Source organism: Jiella endophytica, assembly GCF_004519335.1.
GTDB classification, from domain to species: domain Bacteria; phylum Pseudomonadota; class Alphaproteobacteria; order Rhizobiales; family Rhizobiaceae; genus Jiella; species Jiella endophytica.
On record NZ_SOZD01000004.1, the window covers coordinates 245,383 to 268,289 of the forward strand.

The 22,907-nt window shown below is 67.4% G+C and carries 22 protein-coding genes and 1 tRNA gene; 12 read left to right on the forward strand and 11 right to left on the reverse strand.

The features are described 5' to 3' along the window. Positions 1-73 precede the first annotated feature (73 nt). The 5 genes from E3C22_RS14200 to E3C22_RS14220 all read right to left on the reverse strand — a co-directional run bounded on the left by E3C22_RS14200 (position 74) and on the right by E3C22_RS14220 (position 4,710). Positions 74-1,168, reverse strand: a complete 1,095-nt coding sequence (locus E3C22_RS14200; RefSeq protein ID WP_134762706.1) for a 4-oxalomesaconate tautomerase — start codon at positions 1,166-1,168, stop codon at positions 74-76. After that, a complete protein-coding gene (locus E3C22_RS14205; protein ID WP_206026965.1) occupies positions 1,161-1,832 on the reverse strand; it encodes a 4-carboxy-4-hydroxy-2-oxoadipate aldolase/oxaloacetate decarboxylase in 672 nt (223 codons plus the stop codon). The genes E3C22_RS14200 and E3C22_RS14205 overlap by 8 nt, the downstream gene beginning before the upstream one ends. Before the next feature lie 61 nt (positions 1,833-1,893). Next, positions 1,894-2,892 (reverse strand): MBL fold metallo-hydrolase, encoded by a 999-nt coding sequence (locus E3C22_RS14210; RefSeq protein ID WP_134762708.1) that lies wholly within the window; start codon positions 2,890-2,892, stop codon positions 1,894-1,896. Between the two features lie 133 nt (positions 2,893-3,025). Further along, the gene (locus E3C22_RS14215; protein WP_134762709.1) at positions 3,026-3,976 is read right to left on the reverse strand and encodes a VOC family protein; all 951 of its coding nucleotides are present in this window, start codon (positions 3,974-3,976) and stop codon (positions 3,026-3,028) included. Next, positions 3,976-4,710: a PIG-L deacetylase family protein gene (locus E3C22_RS14220; protein WP_134762710.1), complete on the reverse strand. Its 735-nt coding sequence runs from the start codon at positions 4,708-4,710 to the stop codon at positions 3,976-3,978. Before E3C22_RS14220 ends, E3C22_RS14215 begins: the two co-directional genes overlap by 1 nt. Before the next feature lie 300 nt (positions 4,711-5,010). On the opposite strand from E3C22_RS14220, the gene E3C22_RS14225 reads away from it, so the two are divergent. The 6 genes from E3C22_RS14225 to E3C22_RS14250 all read left to right on the forward strand — a co-directional run bounded on the left by E3C22_RS14225 (position 5,011) and on the right by E3C22_RS14250 (position 10,529). Continuing rightward, a complete protein-coding gene (locus E3C22_RS14225) occupies positions 5,011-5,517 on the forward strand; it encodes a DUF4405 domain-containing protein (protein WP_134762711.1) in 507 nt (168 codons plus the stop codon). 21 nt (positions 5,518-5,538) lie between these two features. Then, positions 5,539-6,444 carry an NAD(P)-dependent oxidoreductase gene (locus E3C22_RS14230; RefSeq protein WP_134762712.1) on the forward strand — a complete coding sequence of 302 codons (906 nt, stop codon included), beginning with the start codon at positions 5,539-5,541 and terminating at the stop codon, positions 6,442-6,444. Continuing rightward, positions 6,444-7,610: a LysR substrate-binding domain-containing protein gene (locus tag E3C22_RS14235; RefSeq protein WP_167591776.1), complete on the forward strand. Its 1,167-nt coding sequence runs from the start codon at positions 6,444-6,446 to the stop codon at positions 7,608-7,610. The genes E3C22_RS14230 and E3C22_RS14235 overlap by 1 nt, the downstream gene beginning before the upstream one ends. A gap of 100 nt (positions 7,611-7,710) precedes the next feature. Continuing rightward, positions 7,711-8,718 (forward strand): TRAP transporter substrate-binding protein, encoded by a 1,008-nt coding sequence (locus tag E3C22_RS14240; protein ID WP_245514997.1) that lies wholly within the window; start codon positions 7,711-7,713, stop codon positions 8,716-8,718. 3 nt (positions 8,719-8,721) lie between these two features. Further along, a complete protein-coding gene (locus tag E3C22_RS14245; protein WP_134762715.1) occupies positions 8,722-9,228 on the forward strand; it encodes a TRAP transporter small permease in 507 nt (168 codons plus the stop codon). Beyond that, entirely contained in the window at positions 9,225-10,529 is a 1,305-nt protein-coding gene (locus tag E3C22_RS14250) for a TRAP transporter large permease (RefSeq protein WP_134762716.1), read from the forward strand. The genes E3C22_RS14245 and E3C22_RS14250 overlap by 4 nt, the downstream gene beginning before the upstream one ends. A 561-nt stretch (positions 10,530-11,090) precedes the next feature. Here E3C22_RS14250 and E3C22_RS14255 read toward each other — a convergent pair. From E3C22_RS14255 to E3C22_RS14275, 5 genes are all read right to left on the reverse strand, one after another. Further along, positions 11,091-11,166: transfer RNA gene (locus E3C22_RS14255), tRNA-Lys, on the reverse strand. Positions 11,167-11,495: 329 nt separating this feature from the next. Continuing rightward, complete coding sequence (locus E3C22_RS14260; RefSeq protein WP_167591777.1) at positions 11,496-11,936, reverse strand: PilZ domain-containing protein; 441 nt, start codon at positions 11,934-11,936, stop codon at positions 11,496-11,498. Between the two features lie 675 nt (positions 11,937-12,611). Further along, a complete protein-coding gene (gene ilvC, locus E3C22_RS14265; protein WP_134763016.1) occupies positions 12,612-13,631 on the reverse strand; it encodes a ketol-acid reductoisomerase in 1,020 nt (339 codons plus the stop codon). A gap of 2 nt (positions 13,632-13,633) precedes the next feature. Further along, positions 13,634-14,344 (reverse strand): TetR/AcrR family transcriptional regulator, encoded by a 711-nt coding sequence (locus tag E3C22_RS14270; RefSeq protein ID WP_134762718.1) that lies wholly within the window; start codon positions 14,342-14,344, stop codon positions 13,634-13,636. Between the two features lie 184 nt (positions 14,345-14,528). Continuing rightward, positions 14,529-15,245 carry a DNA helicase gene (locus E3C22_RS14275; protein WP_134762719.1) on the reverse strand — a complete coding sequence of 239 codons (717 nt, stop codon included), beginning with the start codon at positions 15,243-15,245 and terminating at the stop codon, positions 14,529-14,531. A 263-nt stretch (positions 15,246-15,508) separates the two neighbouring features. On the opposite strand from E3C22_RS14275, the gene E3C22_RS14280 reads away from it, so the two are divergent. From E3C22_RS14280 to E3C22_RS14290, 3 genes are all read left to right on the forward strand, one after another. Then, on the forward strand, positions 15,509-16,531 hold the full coding sequence (locus E3C22_RS14280) for an NADP-dependent oxidoreductase (RefSeq protein ID WP_134762720.1): 1,023 nt from the start codon (positions 15,509-15,511) through the stop codon (positions 16,529-16,531). Between the two features lie 198 nt (positions 16,532-16,729). After that, complete coding sequence (locus E3C22_RS14285) at positions 16,730-17,086, forward strand: TA system antitoxin ParD family protein (protein ID WP_134762721.1); 357 nt, start codon at positions 16,730-16,732, stop codon at positions 17,084-17,086. Next, positions 17,083-17,670, forward strand: coding sequence for an ATPase (locus tag E3C22_RS14290; protein ID WP_134762722.1), 588 nt, complete (start codon positions 17,083-17,085; stop codon positions 17,668-17,670). The genes E3C22_RS14285 and E3C22_RS14290 overlap by 4 nt, the downstream gene beginning before the upstream one ends. Positions 17,671-17,761: 91 nt before the next feature. Here E3C22_RS14290 and E3C22_RS14295 read toward each other — a convergent pair whose 3' ends face one another. Further along, on the reverse strand, positions 17,762-18,508 hold the full coding sequence (locus E3C22_RS14295) for a pyridoxine 5'-phosphate synthase (RefSeq protein WP_134762723.1): 747 nt from the start codon (positions 18,506-18,508) through the stop codon (positions 17,762-17,764). Positions 18,509-18,745: 237 nt separating this feature from the next. Between E3C22_RS14295 and E3C22_RS14300 the strand changes: the two genes are divergently transcribed. From E3C22_RS14300 to E3C22_RS14310, 3 genes are all read left to right on the forward strand, one after another. Next, complete coding sequence (locus tag E3C22_RS14300; RefSeq protein WP_134762724.1) at positions 18,746-20,875, forward strand: hypothetical protein; 2,130 nt, start codon at positions 18,746-18,748, stop codon at positions 20,873-20,875. A 307-nt stretch (positions 20,876-21,182) separates the two neighbouring features. Continuing rightward, a complete protein-coding gene (locus E3C22_RS14305) occupies positions 21,183-22,283 on the forward strand; it encodes a transporter substrate-binding protein (RefSeq protein WP_134762725.1) in 1,101 nt (366 codons plus the stop codon). Continuing rightward, positions 22,280-22,882, forward strand: a complete 603-nt coding sequence (locus E3C22_RS14310) for an ANTAR domain-containing response regulator (RefSeq protein WP_134762726.1) — start codon at positions 22,280-22,282, stop codon at positions 22,880-22,882. Before E3C22_RS14305 ends, E3C22_RS14310 begins: the two co-directional genes overlap by 4 nt. Positions 22,883-22,907: the final 25 nt, after the last annotated feature.

Here is a 22,907-nt window from a genome sequence, read left to right on the forward strand (position 1 = left end):
CGCTCTAGCGCGGCCTGAAGCAGCTCGAGCCAAGGTCAGTGCCGCCTCCTCGACCACGGCAAGCCCGGCCTCCTCAGGAGAGCTCGCGCGGCCTCGGAAAGACCACGCCGTCGAAGAGCTTGCGCGCCGTGCGCAGGGTGCCGGCGGACACGACCGCGCCCTTCCCGTCCCGCTCGATCAGCACCTCGGCGGCGCCCGTCGGATGCTCGATCAGGAAGCGGCCGTCTTCGGGGAGGCGGGCGATCTCGCCGGCGGGCGTGCCTTCGAGGGTGCAGGCCGTGGCCGCCGACACGGCGGCAAAGACGCCGATGGTCGCGTGGCAGCGATGCGGGATGAAGCTGCGGGTCGAGATCGTCCCGCCGTTCTTTGCCGGCGAGACGAGGGTCATCTTCGGTACGGATTTTTCCGCGACGTCGCCGAGATTCATCATCGGCCCCGCCTTCAGGCGGATCGTCTCGATCCGCGCCTTCAAGTCGGAATCGCCGTCGAGGGTCTCGCGGCTTTCTTCCCCGGTGATGCCGAAATCCTTCGCCCGCAGGACGACGATCGGCATGCCGTTGTCGATCAGCGTCGCCTCGATGCCGTCAATCACGTCGACAGCGTTGCCGGTCGGCAGCAGTGCGCCGCACATCGACCCGGCAATGTCGGCAAACATCAAGGGCACGGCGGCATGGCGGCCGGGAACGCCGTCGATCGACGCCTCGCCCGCATAGCCGACGCGGCCGTTCGGGGTGGCGATGCGGGCGATCGCGACTTCGCCGGTATTGACCATGTGGATGCGCACCGGGGTTTCTTCGCCGGCGACGGGAACCAGCCCCCGCTCGATCGCCGCCGGGCCGACGCCGGCGAGGATGTTGCCGCAACCCTGGGCGTCCGAGACAAGCTTCTGGTCGACGAAGACCTGCAGGAACAGATAGTCGACGTCGGCGTCGTCGTGGCTCGATGGCGAGAGGACCGCGACCTTGGAGGTCAGCGGATCGGCGCCGCCGATGCCGTCGATCTGGCGGGGATCGGGGGAACCCATGATCCTGAGGAGAAGATCGTTGCGCTCGGCCTCGTCGGCCGGCAGATCCGCCTTGAGGAAATAGGCTCCCTTCGAGGTGCCGCCGCGCATCCAGAGGCAGGCGATGCCGTCGCGCTCGGGATCAGGGCGCGAGCCGTCAGACATATTTCAGGCCCTTTTCGGCGAGCCGCCCGCGCATGTCGTAGATGTCGAGGCCGAGCTCGCCGGCGGCGAGACGCTGGCGCTTCGCCTCCTCGTTGGCCAGCCGCTGATTGGCCTTCTCGAGCACCGTCGCAGCGTCCTCGCGCCTGACGACGCACACGCCGTCGTCATCGGCGACGATGACGTCGCCGGCTTCGACATAGGCGCCGCCGCAGACCACCGGAACGTTCACCGAGCCGAGCGTCTCCTTCACCGTCCCTTGTGCGAAGACCGCCTTCGACCAGACGGGAAAGCCCATCTCCTCGAGATCCCTGGTGTCGCGCACGCCGGCATCGATGATCAGCCCCCTGCAGCCCCGGGCCTTGGCCGAGGTGGCGAGGAGATCGCCGAAATAGCCGTCTTCGCAGGGGCTGGTCGGCGCAAGCACGAGGATGTCGCCCTCCTTCAGCTGCTCGATCGCCACATGCAGCATCCAGTTGTCGCCGGGAGGCGAGGAGATGGTCACCGCCGAGCCGGCGAGCTGCGTCCCGGCATAGATCGGTCGCAGATAGCTGGCGAGCAGGCCGGTGCGGCCCTGGGCCTCGTGGACGGTGGCGACGCCCGCCTTGGCGAGCCCGGCGATGACGGCGGCATCTGCACGAGGAATGTTCTGGACGACGACGGCCATCACGGCCCTCCTCTTCTGACTGTGAACGGCTCTTCCGCGCCCCGGCGGAACGAGCGCCGAGCTATTGCGAAACACTCTCGATGGTGACGCCATCGCCGATCGTGAAGGACATCAGATCCTCTCCGACGGTCAGCCGCCCGTCGTAGGTGGTGCGGGTCTCGGCAACGAGATCGTCCAGAGACGGCTCCGGGACGTCCTTGGTGCTGAGAAGGACGATGTGGCTGAAGACGGCCATCTTCGGACGGACCTTGGCGAACACCCGGCCGGCCTCGGCCGGCAGGGTATGGTGGCCAAGGATTCGCGACTGCACCGGGCCGCCGGCGATCTCCGGCCGGGCCATCGCCACCTCGTGGATCAGAAGATCGGCGCCCGCGGCGTGTTCGATGAGGTTTTCGTCGTATTTGGTATCGCCACTGAGCACCACCGAGTGGCCGCCATAGTCGACCCGGTAGCCATAGGCCGGCTTGATCGCCTCGCCGTGATTGACCTTGAAGGCGCTGACCGTGACGCCGTCCTTCTCGAAGACGACGCCTTCCTTCGCAAAGTCGCTCGCGTCGACCTCCGTGGCTTCCTCGGATATCTTCTCGTCGGCGATGCGGATCTGGCCGTCCTCGGCGAATGCCTGACGAATCGCCGTCATCATCGCCTTGGTGCCGGTCGGGCCGATGACCTTGAAGGGCTTCGAGCGCCGGCCGTAGGGAGCCGGGATGTAGCTCGTCATCCACAGATCCGGAATGCCGCCGACATGGTCGGAATGTAAATGCGTCAGGAACAGCGCGTCGACGGAGCCGACCGGTATCTTCAGCTGCCACAGGCGCACGGGAACGCCGCGGCCGGCATCGAAGACGAGGCGAAGCCCGCCGGCCTCGACCAGCGTGCTGATGCCGCTGCGATCGGGTCGCGGGGCGGGCGAGGCGGTGCCGAGCAGGGTGACCTTGATGGTCGCGGCGTCCTGCGAAACCGCCGGGCTCGCCTGCTTGCCGTCGGCGGTCTGGGCCGCGGCCGGAATGGCGGCAAGTGCCGCGATCAGACCGGCGATCAGGGCAATGCGTTTCATCATGATCGTTCCTCCTCCCGTGCTTGGAGCGTGGCGCCTCCAAACCGACGCGCCGAGGGCTCCAGCTTTTTCAATCACCGCACCATGCATTCCGAAGATCGATTCCGGTTTTCGGGCCGATGCCGTCGTTCCGCGATCATTCCTCGACCGGCGGCGTGCCGTGGGTGTGGAAGGTCTCGATGGTCTTGAGACCCCAGGCCTGGCCCTTCCTGCGCTCGGCCTCGGTCCAGACGACCGGCTGCCAGTCGGGGGCGAGGATCAGCCGGGCGCCGGAATTGGCGATCTCGACGCGGTTGCCGGCCGGCTCCCAGACATAGAGGAAGAAGGTGCCCTGGATCGCGTGCTTGTGGGGTCCGGTCTCGATGTGGACGCCGTTCTGCAGGAAGATGTCGGCGGCGCGCAGCACGTCCTCGCGCTGGTCGGCTGCATAGGTGACATGGTGCAGCCGGCCATGGCCCTTGCCGTGTTCCTCGGTGCAGGCGAGGTCGTAGCTCTTGTTGTTGACGGTGAACCAGCAGCCGCCGATCCGGCCGTTGTCGAGCCGGATCATCTCGGTCACACGCGAGCCGAGACAGGTCTCCATGAAGCGGCGGAATTCCGTCACGTCGTCCGCAAGGAGATTGAGATGGTCGATCCGGCGCGGCGCGGCGCCGGTATAGGCCGAGGCGGTATTCTTCAGCGCCGCCTTCTCGGCCTCCTGCTGCGCCTCGTACCAGACCGGATCATAGTAGATCTCGAAGACATGGCCGAACGGATCGGCAAAGCGGAAGGCGCGGCCATGGCTCTGGTCGCCGTCGACCCAGCCAATCACGTCGTATCCCGACGCCTCGATCGCCGCGACCCGGCGTTCGAGCGCTTCCGGTGACGCCGCCCGATAGGCGACGTGGCCAACGCCGGTGACATCGGCGCTCGTCAGTTTCAGGGTGCAGAATTCGTAGTCGTCCCAGGCCCTGAGATAGGCGGATCTGCCGTCGCTGCCGGAGAGCTTCAGCCCGTAGACGCGGGTGAAGAAATCGAGGCTCTCGTCGAATCTGTCGGTCAGCATCTCGACATGGCCGAGATGGGCGATGTCTCCCCAGCCGGTCATCACAGCTCGTCCACGGTGCGCGGGAAGATCGACTGGAAACCCTCGGCATAGCGGCAGTCGCGCCCGCCGGACTGGCCGCCGGAATTGCGCTTGAAGTGGTTCGCCCGGTTGATCGCGACGCGCGTATAATACTCCCAGAGGTGCTCCTGCCCCTCCATGCACTCGATCGCCGCGCGCTTCTTCTCCCAGACCGGGGTGATGTCGAGGAAGGTGTCGGGCTTCCAGCCCATCTGCTCGGTCTGGTGCGGCTCGAAGAGGTAGAGCTGCGGCGCGCCGAGCACCTTCTCGCCGGGATTGTGGCCCCAGGCCTGGGCGATCATCCGGCATTCGAGGACGGCGTTGGTCGTGTTCATGTGGTCGGTGTTGTAGGGATCATATTGCGAGTGCGACAGCATGAAGGCGGGCTGCACCCTCCGGATCACCTCGACGATCTTCATCTTGTTGTCGCGGGAGAACTCCAGCGGATAGTCGCCGAGATCGAGGCAGACGAGATCGGCGGCGCCGAGCGCCTTCGCCGCGTTTTCGGCCTCGGTCCGGCGGGCGCTCTTGACCCGGTCGAGGGTCATGCCCTCCTGCTTCCAGAGCTTGGCGCTCTCGCCGCGCTCGCCGAAGGAGAGGCAGAGGACGGTGACGTCATAGCCCTTTTCGGCATGCAGGGCGATCGCGCCGCCGCAGCGCCAGACGAAGTCGGCGGCATGGGCCGAGACGACGAGGGCGGTTTTTTGCGTGGCCATGGCGTTCCTCTGCTGGTGACGGCATCGTTCGGTCGTCTTGCCGGGAAGGATGAACCGCGACCGGGCGCCTCTCCAATCGGAAAAGCGTCCCTTCACATAAGTTCAAGCTATACAGCATCGCCGGGCGATGGGCATTCCGGCTATCATCGGCGCGATCGGTCCGCAGCGGGAAGCGGTCGGTGAGAGGGCACGAGCGCGTTCGGCAAGCTTTTGTCGCGCTTCGTTGCACAAGGGCAGGAGCCGCCATGTCATGATCGGCGAACGCAAGGGAATTTCTCCGCCAATGAGGATGCCGCATCCATGACTGCACTTTTCAGGCGCTATGCCACGCCTTTCGTCACCGGCCTTTTCCTGGTGTCGCTGATCTCCGGCATCGCCCTGTTCTTCCATGTCGGGCCCGGTGCCTTTCACGGCATCCACGAATGGCTGAGCATGGTGCTGATCCTGCCCTTCCTTATGCATCTGTGGCGAAACTGGCGTGGCTTTGCGAATTATTTCCGACACGTCCCGATGGCGCTCGCCCTTGGCGTCTCGATCGCCGCATCCCTGGCCTTCTTCGTGCCGACCGGCCGGCAGGCGGCGCGGGGCGGGCCGCCGCAATTTGCCTTTGCCGAGCGCGTTCTCGACAATGGCACCGTGGAAGATGTGGCACCGCTGGTCGGCCTGACGGCAGACGAGGCGAAGGCTCGACTTGCCGCGGCCGGCTTCGAGATTCCCGCACCGGACGCGACGCTCAGCGCCATCGCCGAAGCGTCGAACAAATCATCCGCCGACCTGCTGCGGCTGTTGCAGGCGTCTTCGGGCTGAGCCGCAAAGAGAGGAACGAGGATGGACGCAGCGCCGGGACATGCCACCAGCCGGAGCATCGCGCTGATCGGCTTCGGCGAGGCCGCCATGACGATCAGCCGTGGCTGGCCGGCCGGCGAGCGGCCGATCCGGGCCTTCGACGTGAAGACCGACGAGCCCGAGACGGCTGCGACGATGCGGTCGCGCTACGCCGGGGCCGGGGTCGAAGGCTGCGGAACGGCGAGCGAGGCGCTGGCGGGGGCAGTGATCGTCTTCTGCCTCGTTACCGCCGACCGCGCCGTCGAGGCCGCCGGGCAGGCCGCGGGAGCGCTCGAGCCGGGCGCGCTCTGGCTCGACGGCAACAGTGCCAGCCCGCAGAGCAAGCGGCAGGCGGGCGAAAGAATCGAGGCCGCCGGCGGGCGCTATGTCGACATGGCGATCATGGCGCCGGTGCATCCGAAGGGCCACCGGGTGCCGCTGCTCGTTTCCGGCCCGCATGCCGATGCGGCGCGCTTGACCCTGCAGGAACTCGGCATGAACGCCGCCCCCGCCGGGGCCGAGGTCGGCCAGGCGTCGGCGATCAAGATGCTTCGCTCGGTGATGGTCAAGGGTTTCGAGGCGCTGACCGCAGAGTGCCTGCTCGCCGCCCGCCGGGCCGGCGTCGAAGAGGCGGTGCTCGCCTCGCTGCAGGCTTCCGATCCGGGCCAGGACTGGACCGCCCGCTCGGCCTATAATCTCGAACGCATGATGGTGCACGGGACACGCCGCGCCGCCGAAATGGACGAGGTGCGCCGGACGGTGGAGGATCTCGGCCTGCCGCCGCGCATGAGCGCCGCGATCGCCGAATGGCAGCGGGCGATCGGCGGGCTCGGCCTTGCCGGCGGCGCGAACGATTTTGCCGAGCGCGCCGACCGGCTGAACGCGGCCCTTCAGTCCGACGAGGCCTGATGGAGTTCAACCTCCGGCATCTGAGGATCTTCGCCGATGTCGTCGCCACCGGCTCGGTCACCGAGGCGGCGGCGCGGATCGGGCTGTCGCAGCCGGCCGTCACCCAGGCGGTCGTTCGGCTGGAGAAGCAGCTCGGGGCGACGCTCCTCGACCGCGGCCACCGCCGTGTCGAGCCGACACCGGCGGGGGCGCTCTTCGCCGCCCGGGCCGAACGCGCCCTTGCTCGTCTGACGGAGGCCGCCTCGGCGGCAGGCCCGCGGCTTGCCTGGACGGCGACCAGCGCCCAACTTGCCGCCTTCGTGGCGCTCGCCAGCACCGGCAGGTCGACCGACGCCGCCCGCGCCCTGCACATCGCCCAGCCGACCCTCCACCGCGCCGCGGCCGCGATCCAGAAGGAGGCGACGCGCCCCTTGATGGAGCGGACCTCGCGCGGCTTCGTCCCGACCCGCCTCGGCAGCGCACTCGCCCGCGCGGTGCAGCTTGCCTTCGCCGAGATGGACCAGGCCAGCATGGAGGTCGCGGAACTCGGCGCCCGCGACGTCGGGCGCATCGCCATCGGCGCGATGCCGCTCTCGCGCGCCGTGGCGCTGCCGCTGGCGGTGGCGCGGTTTCGCCGGAGCCGCCCGGCGATCACCGTGCGGATCGTCGACGGCCCCTATGTCGAGCTTCTGGACGGGCTGGAATCCGGCACTCTGGACTTTCTGGTCGGCGCGCTGCGCAATCCGCCGCCGAGCCCCGACATCGAACAGGAAGCGCTGTTCAGCGACGACCTGGTGATCGTCTGCGGCCCCGCCCATCCGCTCGCCGGTTCGGTCACCGTGACCCGCGAAAACATCCTCCCCTACCCCTTCGTCGTCGCCACCGCCGGCACGCCGACCCGCCAGCATTTCGACCGGCTCGTCGCCGGCGCGCCGGCCGGCGGGCCGGGGCTGATCGAAAGCGGCTCGATGATCTTCATGCGGGAGATGCTGCTGCATTCCGAGCATCTCGGCTGCGTCTCGCGGCGCCAGGCCGAGGCCGAGGCGAAGCACGGGGCGATGCATGTCCTGCCGATGGCTCTGCCCGGGACGGAACGGGTCATCGGCCTGACGACGCGGCGCGGCTGGCGCCCAACCAGGAGCCAGGCCGAGCTTCTCGACCTCGTCCGCGAAATCGCGGCGATATAGCCAAATCTTATCCGAAGGGACGCATTATTGAATGGCTCCTTTGAGGCCCGGCGGGCATCGTCCGGGGATCGATGAAAAGGGACAGGCGGGAGGTCTGCCCATGGCCAGGGAGGAATCGATGACCCTCGTGACACGACTGACCGGCGCGGCCCTCGCAATGGGCCTGGCGATCGGCACCGCCAATGCGGCGGAGCTGAAATTCGCCAATTTCATGCCGCCGACGAACCCCTACGAGAAGGGCGCGTTCCAGCCATTCGCCGAGAAGCTGAAAGAGGCGACCAACGGCGAAGTGAGCGTCGAAGTCTTCTCCGGCGGCGAGCTCGGCGCCGGGCCGGTGGAGCAGTATTCCCGCGCCGTCGACGGCGTTGCCGACTTAGTCGTCAGCCTGCCCGGCTACACCGCCTCGACCTTTCCGATCACCCTCCTCAGCGAGCTGCCGGGCGTCATCGGCGAGGACACCGGCACCAAGGCGATCTGGGACAATATCGAGCTGTTCCAGCCGGAATATCGCCGGGTGCATCTCGTCAGCCTCTGGTCGAACGCCGAGAACGTCCTTTACAGCCGCGAAAAGCCGATCCACACGCCCGACGACGTCAAGGGCCTGAAGATCCGCGTCCCCTCCCGCAACACCGGCCTCGTCGTCGAGAGCTGGGGCGCGACGCCGGTGTCGATGCCGGTTTCGGAGATCTACAACGCCCTGCAGACGGGCGTCATCGACGCGGCGATGATCGACGGCACCGGCACCAAGGCCTTCAAGCTCGGCGAGGTGTCGAAATACGTCACCGTCGGCATGAACACGACGATCTCGCCCTTCTTCATCCTGATGAACCGCGACAGCTACCAGTCGCTCGGCGACGAGGCGCAACAGGCGGTGGACAAGGTCGGCAAGGAGATCTCCATCATGGCCAACGACACCCAGCTGAAGGCCGCCCACAAAGGGATCGACGCCTTCGGCGAGATGTCCGGCCACGAGGTGATCCATCTCACCGACGAGGAGAAGAAGGCCTTCGACGACTTGTCGAAGAACGTCACCGACAAGGTCGTCGCCGACGCCGAAGCGAACGGGCTTCCCGCCAAGAAGGTGGTCGGCGCGCTGTCCTCCGACTGACCGATGAGCCTCGTCACGGCCAAAGCCCGGTCGCTGATCCTCGACCGGGCGACGCTCATACTCGCCGCGATGGCGGGGGTCTGCCTGATCGGCACCGTCATCCTCGTCTGCGCGGCGGTGCTGCTTCGCTACTTCGCCAATGCCCCGATCCTCGGCGTCAACGAGATCGTCCAGCTCGGCGGGGTCGCCATGGTGATGCTGGCGCTGCCCTGGTGCACCGAGCGCAACGCCCATGTCAGGGCCGACGTCTTCGATCCCTTCATCGGCCATTGGGGCCGGCTCGGCGGCGACATCCTCTCGCGCGCCGTATCCGGCTTCGTGCTCTCGGTTCTCGTCTACCGGTCCTGGGGCAAGATGCTCGACGCCCGCGAGTTCGGCGATGCGACCAACATGCTCGCTCTGCCGATCTGGCCGTTCTACGGACTGATGGCCCTCGGCCTCGCGCTGACCGTCGTGGTGCTTCTCATCCAGATCGTCCTGCTCCTCGTCAGCGGTGAGGAATACCCATGAGCGATGTCGCCATCGGCGCCGTCGGATTCGCCTGCCTGTTCGTGCTGATGGTGCTGAGGACGCCGGTCGCCTTTTCGATGCTGATCGTCGGCTTCTTCGGCATGCTGGCGACGGGCGGCATGCGCTTTGCGAGCGCGACGCTGGTGACCGAATCCTATTCGGCGGTGACCAACTACTCGCTGCTCGTCGTGCCGATGTTCGTGCTTCTCGGCAATGTCGCCTCGGAGGCGGGCTTCAGCCGCGGCCTCTACGATGCGGCGAATGCCTGGGTCGGGCGGTTTCGCGGCGGCCTCGCCTCGGCCTCGGTGCTCGGCTGCGCGGCCTTTTCGGCGGTCAGCGGATCGTCGGTGGCGACCGCCGTGACCATCGGCAAGGTGGCGCTCCCGGAGATGCGCCGGCTCGGCTATGCCGACGGCCTGTCGACCGGCTCGGTCGCCGCCGGCGGCACCCTCGGCTTCCTGATCCCGCCCTCCACCGGCTTCGTCATCTACGCCATCCTGACCGAGCAATCGATCGGCCGGCTGTTCATGGCGGGCATCCTGCCGGGCGTCCTGATGTGCAGCTTCTTCATCGTCGCCGTGTGGCTGACGGTGCTGCGCAGGCCCGAAGCGGGGCGCCGCGGCCCGAAGCTCGGCTTCGGCGAGCGCCTGCGGTTTCTCGCCGGCGCCGCGCCGCTGATCGCCGTCATGGTGATCTCGATCGGCGGCATCTATGTCGGCGCCTTCACCCCGGTCGAATCCTCCGCCGTCGGCGCCGGGCTGACGATCCTCTTTGCCGCCTTCAGGCGTGGCATGGGGCTTGCCGGCTTCAGGAACGCCATTCTGGAGACCGTGCAGACGACGGCGATGCTCTACGCCATCGTCATCGGCGCCAACGTGCTCAACCCGTTCCTGGCGGTGACCCACATTCCGGACGCCTTCGGCGAGCTGATGACCTCGCTCGGCCTCGGCGCCTACGGCTCGCTGGCGATGATCATCTTCGCCTATGTGCTGCTCGGGATGTTCCTCGACGGCCTGGCGATGTTGGTGATCACCTTGCCGATCTTCTTTCCGGTGATCACCGGCTTCGGCTTCAACCCGATCTGGTTCGGCGTTGTCGCGGTGATCGTCATCGAGATGGGGATGATCACGCCGCCGGTCGGCCTCAACGTCTTCGTCATCCGGGCGGTCGCCGGCGACGTGCCGATGGCGACGATCTTCAAGGGCGTGATGCCGTTCCTGGCGGCGATGATCCTCTGCCTGATCCTGATCATCGCCTTCCCGCAGATCGCGCTGCTGATCCCCAATTCGATGTTCGGCTGAGAGGGACGCGCCGCCAGAGCGTCGGGTCCGGCGGGACGGGCCAGGGACGCCCTGACGCGGCTCCTTGAACCGACGCGTCGACGAACGCGCGCCGATCATCCGACCGCGCCGGCCCGAAAATCGGAATCGATTTTCGGAAAGCGCGATGCGGTGATTCAATAACTTAGAGCGCCCTTCGTGCGTCCATTCGGACGCACGCCGCTCCAATGAACACCCGCGGCCAAATGTGGACGAGCAACGGCTTTCGAGCGTCTTGGGGACGCGCGGTGAGCAGCTTGAAGCTGGACGGACTGACGTTCGGCGACATCCGGGGAAACGCCGTGACGCGGCTCCCGGGTTCGGGAATCAGTCGACTGCCTCGATCGCCGGGCGTTCGCTCCAGACAGCGACACGCTCGACCGGAACGACCTCGGCCGAACGGATCGCATCTAGACCAACGCCGCGGCAAAGCGTCAGGCCGAGCGCCGACTTGCACAAACCAAACCCACGAACCGGGAAATTGAGTCTGTCATGCCGCGCCGAAGAACGACGCTGGAAGGCCAAGACTACAAAGAGGTTGAATGGTGGGTGATGTAGGGATCGAACCTACGACCCGCTGATTAAGAGTCAGCTGCTCTACCAACTGAGCTAATCACCCGCCGGCCGCCTTCGCGGATTGCGGCTGTATAAAGAGCGATGCCGGGGCTGTCCACCCTCGTTTTCGCCTTTCTCGGCAAAGCGGTGAAACTTCCGTTTCGATGCAAGCCGCAAAGGCTTTTTATGAAGGCCGGACGGCCTGCGCGTGGCGCCTCGCCGGAGAGGTTGACCGTCTTGATCGTCACAGACCTTTGGCCGCGCGCCGGGTGCCTCAAAGCGCAAATCGGACGCCTCAGAGCGCTTGGGCGCTTGGCGGAAGCAGCGGACTTTTCTGACGGCTCCATGCCCTACGCCCCAGCGTCGCCGCCCACCAAGGCTTGCCGATTGGCTTCAGGCCTCTTCGCGGCGGTGCCAGGCAAAGCGGCGGGTGACCGCCTCGGGTAGCACCTCCGGAACGATGCGACGGATGGTGCCGCGGCCGGGCTCGGCGACAGGCTCCTGCGGCGCGGCCGGGCGGGCTGGCGCGGGGGCGCTGAGGTGCGGCTCGCGTTCGCCGACGTCGAGAAAGCGGATCCCCGCGAACATCGAGCGGCGATAGATCAGCTCGGCCGGGCGCATCGTCTGCTCGTCGCCGATCCGCATGCGGAATTCCTTCGGCAGATGGACGCTGTCGTCGATGGTGAGCAGCGCGCCCGTCGCCGAAATGTTGCGGACAATGCAGTCGAAGGTGGAAAAGCCGTTGTTGAAGACGAGCTTGGCCCGCTTCAACACGCGCATGCGAGGGGCGCCGCGGCGCTCCGCCCCTTCAAATTCCGGCGCTGTCGCAGTCATCTCCAAGCCTCCAGAATCAAACATGCAGGACTGATTGTCGCATCTCCACAGTTTCGAAACCATGAAGCCCGCCAGGAAAATCGTCATCGTCTCTACAATGGAGAAGAGGCGCCGAACTGATCCGGCGCCTCCTCATGGTCTTTGCGACGGCTCTCGCGGCGCCGTTCCGGCAGATCTTCAGCTCGGACGGAAGCATCGGCAAAGCAGAGCGTGATCGATCGGCGAATCGATCCGCGCCACAGCCCCGGCCGGCCTTGCGGCAGGCGCGGCGTCTAGCCTGGCTGCGAGCCTGATCCACCAGGGCGCCCGCCTTGATCCCCCGCCCGACCGCAGCGGCGCCCCACTCGTGGGGCCGCGAGGACGGGCAGAGGAAAGAGGCCGTGGATTCGCCGCAGGCGCGGCGTCGAGCTTAGTTGCGCGCCTTGTCAACGAGGGCGCCCGCCTTGATCCCCCGCCCGACCGCAGCGGCGCCCCACTCGTGGGGCCGCGAGGACGGGCAAAGGAAAGATGCCGTGGATTCGCCGCAGGCGCGGCGTCAAGCTTAGTTGCGCGCCTTGTCGACGAGGGCGCCCGCCTTGATCCCCCGCCCGACCGCAGCGGCGACCCACTCGTGGGGCCGCGAGGACGGGCAAAGGAAAGATGCCGTGGATCAGAGCGAGGTCGCTGCCTCTGCGATCAGTTGCGCGCCTTGTCGACGAGGGCGTTGGCCTTGATCCACGGCATCATGCCGCGCAGCTTCTCGCCGACTTCCTCGATCTGATGCCTGTCGTTGCGCCGGCGGATGCCCTTGAAGCGGGCGGCGCCGGAGCGGTACTCCTGCATCCATTCGGAGGTGAAGCGGCCCGACTGGATGTCATCGAGGACGCGCTTCATCTCGGCCTTGGTCTCGGCGGTGATGATCCGCGGGCCCGAGACATATTCGCCCCATTCGGCGGTGTTGGAGATCGAGTAGTTCATGTTGGCGATGCCGCCCTCATAGATGAGGTCGACGATCAGCTTCACCTCATGGAGGCACTCGAAATAGGCCATCTCAGGGGCATAGCCGGCTTCCACCAGCGTCTCGAAGCCGGCGCGGATGAGCTCGACGAGGCCGCCGCAGAGAACCACCTGCTCGCCGAAGAGATCGGTCTCGCACTCTTCCTGGAAGGTCGTCTCGATGATGCCCGAGCGGCCGCCGCCGACGCCCGAGGCGTAGGAGAGGCCAAGGTCGAGGGCGTTGCCGGAGGCGTCCTGGTGGACGGCGACGAGGCAGGGCACGCCGCCGCCGCGCTGATATTCCGAGCGCACCGTGTGGCCGGGACCCTTCGGCGCGACCATCAGGACGTCGACCGTCGACTTCGGCTCGATCAGGCCGAAATGGACGTTGAGGCCGTGGGCAAAGGCGATCGCCGCGCCGTCCTTGATATTCGGCGCGATGTCGTTCCTGTAGATATCGGCCTGCAGCTCGTCGGGCGTCGCCATCATCATCAGGTCGGCCCAGCCGGCAGCTTCCGCGACCGAGAGCACCTTGAAGCCGTCGGCCTCGGCCTTCTTGGCCGTCGCCGAACCCTCGCGCAGCGCGACGGCGATATCCGGCACGCCGGAGTCCTTGAGGTTCAGCGCATGGGCGCGGCCCTGGGAGCCGTAGCCGATGACGGCCACCTTCTTGCCCTTGATGAGCCCGAGATCGGCGTCGCGATCGTAATAAACGCGCATGGTCATTCCTTCCCTTTCATTTTCAATGCCGGCCCGTCGGGCCCCTGGTGAGCCCCGTAAAGGGCCATGAACTGCCGTGTCGCGCGCGCGGCGTCGGCACGGATCGAAGCCGGCGACAGATCGAGCCTGTCGCCGAGAAGCAGCCGGATCTGCACGTCGCGCACGACGAGGCCGAAGAAGTCGCGAAACGCCTCCGTCACCTCGTCGAAGGCGAGCAGGCCGGCCTCGCGGCCCATTTCAAGCAGCGGCGTCAGCCGCCGGCCCATGGCGAGCGGGCCGTTGTCGGCGACGATCCTGCCGAGATTGCGGCCGGTGCCGCCGCCTGCCGCTTCGCCGATGGCGAGGCGGTTGAGCGCCACCGAGGTCTCGCCGGAGATCACCGTCAGCCAGTCGGCGGCAAAGCGCTCGAGGCTCTCCTTGAGGAGCTCGCCGTCGAGTTCGCCGCGCCGCACCGGCCGGCCGCGCACCTTGGCCGCCTGCCAGCGCACCGTGGCGGTGAGGAGCCCGTCGCGGTCGCCGAACCATTTGTATAGCGATTCCTTCGAACAGGACGCGGCGCGGGCAAGGCTCGACATGGTTAGCGCCGCCTTCGGATCGACGATCAGCCCCAGAGCGGCGTCGAGCACGGCCTGCTGGCGCGGCGTCGGGGTTTTCTCCCCGGCACCCTCTGCCGCGTTATCGCCCGCCTGAATGTTGCCGACCGCCAGATCCATCAGTACCGTACCGTACGTTACGGCCGATGCCTCTATCGGCTCCGGCGGATGAACGCAATAGGCGATATTCGCCGATCGCGCGCGGCTACAGCATCGGCCCGAAAACCGGAATCGATTTTCGGGAAGCACGATGTGTCGAATCAAAGAGATAGTGCGCGGGGCGTCCGATCTGACGCAAGGCGCGCTAAGACACTGCGCCGATCGCCTGCAGCCGCATCTGCCCGTCATGGAGGAAGCAGGCGTGGGAGAACAGCCCGAGATCCACCGGATTGGGCAGGCGGATATCCGCAAGACCCGGAAGCGAGCCGCCATGCGCCTCGAACGCCCGGTCGACCTGCGAGATGGCGACGATCGTCACCCCGGCCGCCCGCGCGAATTCGCCGAGATCGCGAACCTGAACACAAAGGTCGGGATTGCTGCGGCGCTGGTCGAGGAGTTGCAGATAGTCGATGACCGCAAGGGCGCCGCGGCGGGACGTCTCGAGCCGGGAGATGACGTGGCCGGCGGAGATCTCGTCCGACGTGTCGATGGCGAAACGCTGGGCGGGCGGATCGACGCGCAGATCGGCGAGCCTTTTCAAGAGCCCCGCTTGGGTCTCCTCCAGCGAAAAGAAGACGGCGTCGCGCCCTGCCCGCGCCGCAGCGGCGGCGAGTTCGAGACCCAGAAGCGTCTTGCCATGGCCAGGGCGGGCGGCAAGAAGCAGGAAATCGCCCGGGGCGAACTCGGACAAAAGCCGCGCCCCGACATTCTGGCGCGCGGACAAATGGGCGAGCATGCTCCAGCTTGGCTGGCCCTCGCGCCGGGCGATCCGGTCGAGCGCTTCGGCAAGCGGAATTTTCGCTTCACGGGACAGAAGCCGGGCCTGACGTTTCAGGCGGTAGATCGGCAGAGAGAGTTTCATCGGCAGCCTCCTCGCCCGAGCCGATTGCGCAATCCCTCCTCATGCGTGCTCGAACGAAAGACGTCTCGACGATGAAATGGCCCCGCACGACTGGTGCTTTCCCGACTGGAGGGGGGTGGCCCGGGCAAGGCCTTCGACACATCTTTAGCCACGGCAGGTGGGCCATGCAACATGGCCGCAGATCCGAGCCGACCCGCGAACGAAACCGGCCGGCGGTCGCTCTGCCCGCATCATGCCCGACCCGATACGAAGGAATCCCGTCAATGGCCAAGAATCGCCGCTTCGTCCTCGCCTCCCGCCCGAAAGGTGCGCCGACGCCGGAGAATTTCCGCTTCGAGACGGTGGAGACGCCGGTGCCCGGCGACGGCGAGGTGCTGATCCGCAACCGCTTCCTCTCCCTCGATCCCTATATGCGCGGACGGATGAGCGACGCCAAATCCTATGCGACGCCGGTGGAGATCGACGCCGTCATGGGCGGCGGCACGGTCGGCGTCGTCAAAGCCTCGAACAACCCGAGATTCTCTGAGGGCGACCTCGTCCTCGCCCAGGGCGGCTGGCAGGATTTCTCGCTGTCCAACGGGCGCGACCTGAGGAAGCTGCCGCCTGAACTGGACCATCCCTCCTACGCCCTCTCGATCCTCGGCATGCCGGGCTTCACCGCCTGGCACGGGCTCCTGAAGATCGGCGAGCCGAAGGCGGGCGAGACAGTCGTCGTCGCGGCGGCAAGCGGCCCGGTCGGCTCGATCGTCGGACAGATCGCCAGGCTGAAGGGCGCGAAGGTGATCGGCATCGCCGGCGGGCCGAAGAAGTGCCGGACCGTCGTCGAGACCTTCGGCTTCGACGCCTGCCTCGACCACAAGGATCCTGGCTTTGCCGAAAAGCTGAAGCAGGCGGTGCCGGACGGCATCGACGTGTATTACGAAAATGTCGGCGGCAAGGTGTTCGACGCGGTGCTGCCGCTGCTCAACGTCCATGCAAGGGTGCCGGTCTGCGGCCTCATCGCCAGCTACAACGCCACCGGCCTGCCGGACGGCCCGGACCGGCTGCCGCTGCTCGCCGGCATCCTTTTGCGCCAGCGCATCCGCATGCAGGGCTTCATCATTTCCGACCACTATGCCGGCGAGTTCGCCGATTTCGAGCGCGACATGGCCGGCTGGGTGAAGGCAGGCGAGGTGAAGATCATCGAGGACGTCGTCGACGGGCTCGAAAATGCCCCGGACGCCTTCATTGGGCTTCTGGAAGGCAAGAACTTCGGCAAGCTGGTGGTGAGGATCGGCGAGGATTGAGTCGCGTTCGCCGATGCGGCGACGTTCGGCTCGACGAGCCCGGCACGCCAGCGTGAACGCACAGCGATCGGTGCGGCGAGCCACGGTGGTCCGGCGCAACCAATGACGGCAGGTGTCAATTTGCCACCCTTTCCCTTGACCGGCAGACTGATCGCAACCATCCTTCCGATCCGTGCCGACGAACCGAGCGGTGAAACAATGGCCCAGTCCGTCAAACTCTCCGATGAAACCATGGCCCTCATTCGCCGCGAGGCCGAGCTGCAGAGCCGCTCCGTCGCCGGCCAGATCACCCACTGGGTGAAGCTCGGCCGGGCAATCGAGCAGTCCGGCGCCTACGACAATGCCCGGATCGTCGCGGCGCTCGAAGGCCGCCTCGACACGATTGAACTCAGTCAAGAGGAAGAGGCCGCCTGGCTCGACGCCTTTACGGAGACGATGGGTCAGCCTTCCGAAAGCGAGAAGGCCTTTTTCGCAAAGCGCCGGTCTCTCGGGCGCGGCGTCGGGCTCGATGCCGGCGGCAATCTCGTCCACGCGGCGGCTCCTACCACTCCATGAGGCCGACCCTCGTGCTTCTCGCCGGACCGAACGGCGCCGGCAAGTCGACCCTCTACGAGACCCGAGTGGCGCCGAGCTTCGCGGGTCCCTTCATCAATGCCGACCTCATTCAGCGGGACGAACTCGAAGACCCGTCGATGCAGGCGGCCTACAAGGCCGCCGAGATCGCTGCGGACCGCCGCGACGAGAAACTCAAGAAACGGGGGAGCTTCGCGACCGAGACGGTCTTCTCTCACCCCTCGAAGCTGGAGCTGATCCGAAGGGCCCGTGATTGCGACTTCCTCGTCGTGTTGATGCATGTCGGAATTGCCGGCGCGGACCTCTCTGTCGAGCGCGTGAAGGGCCGCACCGAAGAAGGCGGCCACGACGTGCCCGAAGCCAAGATCAGGGCACGATACGATCGCGGCGGGCCGCTCATCCGGGAAGCCGTCCTTCTCGCCGACAGAGGCATGGTGTTCGACAACTCGGCACTCAACGCACCGCCGAGACGTCTCCTCGTGTTCAGGCGCGGCCATCTCGCCCAGGCGGATGCGACCCTGCCCGACTGGGTGCTGGCGATCTACGACAAGGATCTGCGCTACTAAGCGCCCCATTGCCTCGAACGGCGGGTTGGCGCCCGCGCCGGCCACGAAGTTATCGAGCCTGGTCGCCAGCGGGTGGCTGGTCCGGCAGCTTTCACACCGCCTGGCCGCAGGCCCGGCGGAAGCGCCTGATCGTCTCGGCCATGCCGTATTCCAGCGCATCCGCCGTCAGGCCGTGGCCGATCGAGACTTCGGCGAGGGCGGGAATGCGCTCGACCAAGGGCGGCAGGTTGGCGACGGTGAGGTCGTGGCCGGCATTGACCCCGAGCCCGAGGGACAGCGCCGCATCCGCGGCCGCGCCGAGCCTGTCGATCTCCGCCTCGGCGGCGCGCGGATCGTCATGGGTGCCGCCATAGGGGCCGGTATAGAGCTCGACCCGGTCGCAGCCGGTCGCGGCGGCGGCCGGCATCGCCCGGGGGTCGGCGTCGGCGAAGAGCGAGACCCGGGCCCCCTCGCCCTTCAGCCGCTCGACGATCGGCCGCAGGAACGCGCCCCGGCGCTCGAAATCCCAGCCGTGGTCGGAAGTCGGCTGCGAGGGATCGTCGGGGACGAGGGTCACCTGTTCGGGCTTTGCCGCCGAGACGAGGGCGAGGAACTCGATCGACGGGTAGCCTTCGATGTTGAACTCGGCCTCGGGAAACTCCTCGTCGATGAGGGAGCGGATCGCCGGCAGGTCGGAAAAGCGGATATGCCGCTGATCGGGGCGCGGATGCACCGTCAGCCCGTGGGCGCCGGCGGCAAGCGCGATGCGGCCAAGGCCGGTGACCGAGGGCCAGGGCAAATCGCGCCGGTTGCGCAGCATGGCGACCGCATTGAGATTGACCGAAAGCTCGACCGTCATCGCTGAAAAGATCCTCTCCTGCCCTTTGCGGTGCCCGCGTCCATCCCATGCACCGCCGAGCGACGCAACCGAAAGGGCGGCACCGGAACGAAGGGCCAATCGGGCGAACATTTTTCACCCGCCCGCCATGGCAAGGGACAGCGCAAAAAAACTTGCTTTGACGCCCTGCGCGGTTGACTTCCGGCCCGGTCCCCCTTCCTTCCTTGGCCTGCACGAAATTCCCGGGAGGAAGATTGCATGGGCGGTTCGAACTTCATTCCGATCGTCGTGGCGCTGGTCGTCGGCCTGTTCATCGGCTGGCTGCTCGGCCCCGACGTCGACGACGTCAGCGACAATGTCGACAAGCAGATCGCGTCCCTCAAGGAGCCGATCGATGCGACTCGGACCGACGTCCAGTCGGTTTCCGACACGGTGTCGAGCAAGCTCGACGAAACCGGCAAGAGCGTCACCGATGCCCTCGCCGGCCTGAAGCAGCAGCTCGACCAGATCGGCCAGACCGTCGAGACCAAGACGGACCAGATCTCGCAGGCGGTGCAGCCGAAGGACGGCGGCGACAAGACCAGCCAGGGGATCGAAGAGCTGAAGGCCGAGATCGCCAAGCTGCAGGAAAGCGTGTCGGGCCTGTCGAGCAGCGGCGGCCAGAGCGGCGCATCGGGCGGCGCGTCGGGCGGCGGCGACATGGCCTCGCTGGTCGAGTCGGTCGGGCCGACCGGCGCGGTCCTTTTGGCCGGGCAGTCGGCGATCTTCGGCTCGAGCCGGATCCAGGTTTCCGAGGTGTCCGACGGCAGCGCCAAGATCGCCGCCGGCGACGGCGAGGCGAAGGACGTCAAGGCGGGCGACAGTGTCGATGTCGGCGACGGCTGCTCGGTGACGCTGTCCGGCGCAGCGTCCGGTGCAGTATTCCTGTCGTCGAAAGGCTGCGAGGGCGGCAAGGCCGCTTCGGGTGGTGAGGACGCCTCGAAGGGCGGCGGCCAGCAGGCCGCGGCCGCAGGCGGCAGCAGCTCCGGCGGCGGCAATGACGGCGCCGGCCAGGGCGCCGCCGCAGCAGCGGCGACTGGCGAGGCGGAAGGCCAGTCCGGCGGCGAGCAGAGCGGCCAGGCGGGCCAGAGCGGCGAGCAGACATCCGCGCAGGGCGGGCAGCAGCAGGCGGCTACGTCCGGCCAGCAGGGCTCCTCTGAGGGCGGCAGCGGCTCCGGCGGCAATAGCGGTCCGGTGCCGGTGGGCGGCGTCGCGACCTTCGGCGACACCAAGGTCTTCGTTTCGGGGATCACCGACGACGGCGCCATGCTGATGGTCGTCGGCGGCGACCGCCAGGAGGTCAAGACCGGTTCGAGCATCGATGCCGGCAATGGCTGCAGCATCACGCTGGACAAGGTCGGCGACAATGGTGCCAGCCTGTCGAGCAAGGGCTGCGACGGCAGCCAGTCCGGCGAGGCGCAGAAGTCGGGCGAGGCGCAGAAGTCCGGTCAGTCCGGCGGCGGCAGCTCCGGCGACAAGGCCGCGGCGGCTCCGGCTTCGGGCTCAGGCAGCGAAAAGGGTGCGGCGTCGGGCCAGTCCTCGGGCGAACAGCCTGCGGGTGACAGTGGCTCCGCCGGCGGCCAGGCCGCGGCGGGCGGCAGCCAGGCCGCGGCGGGCGGCGGCGACCAGTCGTCCTCCGGCGACAGCTTCGGCGCCGGCCAGACCGCGGTGTTCGGCGAAAATCGCATCTTCGTCTCGGGCGTCGAGGACAATGCCGCGACGCTCTTCGTCGTCGGCGGCAAGGGCCGCCAGAGCGTCGAAGTCGGCAAGAGCGTCGACGTCGGCAATGGCTGCTCGGTGACGCTCGATGCCGTCGAGGACGGCCAGGCGAAGCTTTCGGCAGAAGGCTGCGACGGCAGCGGCCAGGCGGCTTCCGGCGGGTCTGCGGACCAGCAGCAGTCGCAGCGGCCGGCGGCGAGCGAAGAGAAGGCGCAGCCGGCAGAAGGCGAAGAGAAGTCGTCTGGCGAAGGCGACGCTGCGGGTGGCTCGAACGACGCGGCCGCGCAGCAGCCGGCAGAGGCCGAGAGCGGGCAGTCTTCCGGCGAGCAAAACGCCCAGTCCGGCGGCGAGACGGCCGCCCCGGCCAAGGAGCCGGCATCGAGCGATGCCGCCGCGTCCGACGCCTCCGGCGGGTCCGACGAAGGCACCGCCACCGGCCAGACCAAGACCTTCGGCGATCACAAGGTGTTCGTCTCGGCGGTCTCCGACAAGGGCGCGACCCTCTACATCGTCGGCAAGGGCCGCGAGGAAGTCGCCAGCGGCAAGTCTGTCGATCTCGGCGGCGGCTGCTCGGTGAAGGTCGACAAGACCGACGGCGAGAGCGCGATGCTGTCTGCCTCCGGCTGCTGACCCTTCGGCAGGATGTTTGCAAGCGGCGGGCGCGGTCTTTTCCGGATCGCGCCCGTTTTGCGTTCGTGACCGTCGATGTGGCGATGTGCGCCGACAGCATCCATCCGAGCGCGCTCGCGCCGAGCCGCGACCTGCTGCACAGTATCTGTGCAAAGGAAAATCTGATCACGGATTGACAGAGAGGGTGCGCCTGATAGTCTCGGCGGCACATACCGGCGATGACCGCCGGCGGCATTCGAGCCCCGTTTGGCTGCGGCGTCCCCGGACGTCGCAGCCAAACGGGGCTTTTTCGTTCAGGGAACTCCAAGTGCGACGAAGCGTCGATCTCGGCCTGTTGTTTTCCCGTTCCGGCAATTACCGGCTGCTTTCCGGCGCCTCCCATGCCGGCGCGCTGGCGGCGATCGAGGCGGTGAATGCCGATGCCGGCCGAACGGTCGCCTTCTCGCCGGTGGCGCTCGACCCCGAGGGCCGCACCGAGCGCTATGCGCCGCTCTGCGAAGAGATTTTCCGCACCTCCACGGCCCGCCACGTCATCGGCTGCACCACCTCCTGGAGCCGCAAGGAGGTGATCCCGGTCCTGGAAAAGCATGGCGGCACGCTCTGGTATCCCTGCCCCTATGAGGGCTTCGAGACCAACGAGCAGGTGGTCTACATGCATGCCTGCCCGAACCAGCATCTGGTGCCGCTGCTCGCCCATGTCGTGCCGCGCTTCGGCGCCGATGGCTTTCTCCTCGGATCCAACTACATCTGGGGCTGGGAGACCAACCGCGTCGCGCGGGACGTCATTCTCGACGCCGGCGGCAAGGTGCTCGGCGAGCGCTACCTGCCGCTCGGCGATACCGACGTCGAGCGGCTGATCGCCGAGATCCGGGCGACCCGGCCGGACTTCATCCTGAACAATCTGATCGGCCCCTCCTCCTATGCCTTCTTCGAGGCCTATGGCCGGCTCGGCGCGGAGGACGCGCATTTCACGCCGGAGCGCTGTCCGATCCTCTCCTGCAATCTCACCGAGATCGAACTGCCGGCGATCGGCCCCTCGGCGGAAGGTCATCTCTCCGTCGGCCCATGGTTCGCGCCGGCGGGAGCGACGGCCTGCGACGCCTCGTCCTTCTACACGGCGGCCTATTCGGCCGTCCTCGTCCTCGCCGATCTCCTCGAAGCAGGGGACGCTGCCTCCGCCGATGGCCCCCTCGGCTTTGCCGGCCGCACGTTCCAGACGCCTCTCGGGGCGATCGCCATCGATCCTGCCAGCCAGCATGCGCATCTGCCGATCCGCATCGGCCGGGTTCGCGGCGGGCGGTTCGACCTCGTCGAATCGAGCCCGGCCCTCGTCGCGCCGGACCCCTATCTGTCGCGCTACGATCCGGCCGCACATTTCGGCCGGCCACCGCTGCGGGTCGTCTCATGACCCGGCGCGAGCGCATCCCCAATCTCGGCGGCGCGACGGCCTTCGTCCTGCATCGCCCGCATCCGGCGACGAGCACGCTGATGCGCCAGCTCGGCGCCATCGGCCTCGATGCGGTGGAAGTCTGGCCGGAGCTTCCGGCTGAAGCCCTCGGCGCCGACTTCTGCTTCTTCGACGCCGATCTCGGTTTCGACGACCAGTTCCCCTGGAAGGCCGGCGAAGCGCCGATGCCGCTGATCGCGCTGATCGGCTCGGAAGCCCCCGGCCGCATCGAATGGGCGCTGGCCCAGGGCGCCGACAGCCATCTGGTCAAGCCGGTCGGCAATTCCGGCATCTATGCCGCACTGCTCATCGCCAAACGCGGCTTCGAAGCGCGGCGGGCGCTCGCCGGCGAGGTCGAGAGCCTCAGGGCGCGGGTTTCCGAACGCCAGACCATCGTCCGCGCCGTCGTCGCCCTTTCGGCCGGCGGCGTCGGCGAGGAGCGTGCCTATGCCCAGCTGCGGGCGCTCGCCATGAGCTGGCAGGTGACCATCGAGGACGCCGCCCGCCGCATCGTCGAACTCGAACAGGGAGTGCGCCGTGAGCACCCCGTCGCAAACTAGCGCCGTCATCGCCACCGGCGATGCA